The 1835-nt window shown below is 64.0% G+C and carries 2 protein-coding genes; one reads left to right on the forward strand and one right to left on the reverse strand.

The features are described from left to right. The first annotated feature begins 246 nt into the window (after nt 1–246). A complete protein-coding gene (locus tag AC11W3_RS22155) occupies nt 247–1350 on the forward strand; it encodes a transposase (RefSeq protein WP_484093858.1) in 1104 nt (367 codons plus the stop codon). A 158-nt stretch (nt 1351–1508) separates the two neighbouring features. Here the strand turns inward: AC11W3_RS22155 and AC11W3_RS22160 are convergent, their stop codons facing one another. After that, nucleotides 1509–1796, reverse strand: coding sequence for a hypothetical protein (locus AC11W3_RS22160; RefSeq protein ID WP_484093859.1), 288 nt, complete (start codon nt 1794–1796; stop codon nt 1509–1511). Nucleotides 1797–1835: the final 39 nt, after the last annotated feature.

Here is a 1835-nt window from a genome sequence, read left to right on the forward strand (position 1 = left end):
TTCGTAGAGCAAGGACTGGCGGCGGCACTGTTGCGCAAGAAGCCCACCGGGCGGCAGTATCGCAAGCTCGACGGCGCCCAGGAGGCCCACCTGATCGCGCTGGCGTGCGGCGCCTCCCCGGAGGGACCTTTTTAGGGTAGGTTTTCTGCAAAGGACACCAAAAACGGGGGTGACAAGACCCGCTTCCGTCGGGCATGGTATCGCTCATCTCAAGAGTTACCGCACCACCCCGCCGGAGAACCACGGATGTCTTGCCACCCCCGCGTCCTCGAATGGGCGACCACCCTCCAGACCCACTTACCGCACCTGAACAAGCCGCAAATCAAAGTCCTCGCCTTATGGAGCCTGGGCATGGTCCTGGCACGGTCCTGTGCGCTCACCGCCGTTAGCGCCTGTTTGGCGCCATGGCTCGGCCGCCACGATAACACGCTCCGGCAGCGGTTGCGCGAATTCTGTTACGAGGCCCGCGCGAAGCGCGGCAAGCACCGCCAAGCCGTGGGGATCGAGTCGTGTTTTGCGCCGCTGTTGGCCTGGGTGCTGAGTCTCTGGGAAGGGACCCAACTGGCGCTGGCCCTGGATGCCACCCCTTTGGGCAATCGCTTTACGGTGTTGGTCATCAGCGTCGTCTACCGGGGCTGCGCCATTCCCATCGCTTGGACAGGCTTGACCGCCCATGTCGAGAAAGCCTGGCGGCCGGCGTGGTTGCGGATGCTGCGGCAGGTATACCGCGCGGTCCCTCCTAGCTGGACCGTGATCGTGCTCGCCGATCGCGGGTGGTATGCCCGCTGGCTGTTTCGGCGGCTTACCCGGTTGGGATGGCATCCGTTTCTGCGGATCAATACCGGCGGGACCTTCCGCCCCACCGGTGAGCCGCAAGGGGTTCCCCTCAAGACCTTGGTTCCCCAGCCCGGTTGCCAATGGTCTGCTACCGGCGTCGCCTTCAAAGGCCGCCAGCGCTGGCTCCGCTGTACCCTCCTGGCTCGGTGGGAAGCCGGCTATCAGGACCCCTGGCTGATCGTAACCGATTTGCCACCCGCCGTGGGCGATGTTGGTTGGTATCGCTTGCGCCCCTGGATTGAGCAGGGCTTTAAGCGGACGAAACGGGGCGGCTGGCAATGGCAACAGACCCGGATGACTAATCCCGCGCGGGCGGCACGCTTGGGGTTGGCGATAGCGGTGGCTACGCTGTGGCTGGTCAGTGTTGGGGGCGAGGTGGACGAGATGCTTCCCGCCACCCCTTGGCCCGACCTGGCTACCGTCCTGCCACCTCCGCCACGCTCCCATCAGGCCGCCCACCTGCGTCTCGTGAGCGTATTTCGGCGTGGCTGGAACCTCATCCTCGCGGCTTGACTCAACCATACCCCGTTGCCGCACGGGCGCTTGGTTCCCGAACCGTGGCCGACCCGACCGCCGCAAGACCAGCAGGGAACTATCCCACCCGTCGTGGAGTGGCTGCAAGCGGCCTGAAACTCTCTAACCGAGGCGCGGTAACCGCATGACTCATAAAGCTAATGCCAGAGCAAAGTGAGTACTCTCAAAAAATACCTACCCCAGAAAGCCAGGATATCCTGGCTGGTGAAGACCGTCTCTCCCGCCGGACCGACCACCCGCTGCGGGATGGGTGGGGCGTCGACGTAGACGCGGGCGGTCATCCAGAGCAAGACTGCAAAGCCGACCACCAGGGTCAAAATCACCCCCCAGCGCCAGCCGGGCGATACCCCAGTGTGAGTGCTGTGCCTTAGCCCCTCTGGATAAGAGGCAGCAGCATCAGGGGCTGTCGTCTCAGGATCGGCCATTGCTTATCTCCTTGCTTATCTCCTTCTACTCCCGGCCAG

It is taken from the genome of Geomonas sp. (genome assembly GCF_056994735.1).